This window comes from Pseudomonas juntendi (assembly GCF_009932375.1).
Lineage (GTDB): Bacteria > Pseudomonadota > Gammaproteobacteria > Pseudomonadales > Pseudomonadaceae > Aquipseudomonas > Aquipseudomonas juntendi.
This window is the reverse complement of the sequence record NZ_BLJG01000377.1, coordinates 1-789: the sequence shown is the minus strand read 5'-3', so window position 1 is coordinate 789 and position 789 is coordinate 1. Positions and strand designations below refer to the sequence as shown.

Here is a 789-nt window from a genome sequence, read left to right as displayed (position 1 = left end):
CAGGCCAGTGCTTTCGACGGTGGAACCGTTGATGTCGAGGGCGAAGAGGGAGGCCGGCAAGTTGATGCCTTTCTCGTAAACCTTGTGGAGGCTGGTGCGCTCTATGCGCTTGCCGCGCACCACACCATTCATATCTGCAATCAGAAGGTCAACGTAGAGAACCTCAGGATGTTCCTTAAGGAACGCGTTCGCTTCGTTAAGCTGAACGGCACGCGGGGGTACCGACATGATGCAACACCTTTGTTGTTAAAAATATCAATCAAGGGGGGCTTGCAAGACCAGTCAACCGAAAAGCCATACTGATGTCAAGCCAACCCCATGATGCCCTGAAATGGCCCATCTACGGCAGATTTGCTGCAAATCGGGGCATGGCATTATCCGCTATTTCCCCGGTAAAGAGCTATCTCAAGCGTGCCGTGTTTTATTTTTTACGCGGGTGTTGTGTAAAAAAATGAACAAGGCTAAGCTCGGTCTCAACCCAGAACACAATAATACGAGGGTCACATGGTCCGCTTGCCGCGACCTGAAAGCACTGCGTGCGCAGTGCCATCGGGTACCTCCGCCGTTCATGCAAGCTGCGTCGTTGTTGCCGCCGCCCTGGCCGCAATAATTGACGTTTGGCGTTCCCGGACCTGCCCTCGCAGCGGCTTGCCGCTCTTCGTTTCATCTTCCTGCCTTTTGAACTCATTTCGGATACAGCTGATTTCAGTGTATCCACTGTGGCTCTGCGCGGGGGTTTTTGCTTTAGCAATCTTCTCCATCCAGAATCAAGTCGCGGACCACCTTACC

The 789-nt window shown here is 53.1% G+C and carries 1 protein-coding gene and 1 pseudogene; both read right to left on the bottom strand.

All coding sequences use genetic code 11. The features are described 5' to 3' along the window. Positions 1–228: pseudogene (locus GYA94_RS26120) on the bottom strand (glutamine synthetase); the annotation flags it as partial. A gap of 338 nt (positions 229–566) precedes the next feature. Then, positions 567–761, bottom strand: a complete 195-nt coding sequence (locus GYA94_RS26115; RefSeq protein WP_255327000.1) for a hypothetical protein — start codon at positions 759–761, stop codon at positions 567–569. Positions 762–789 lie beyond the last annotated feature (28 nt).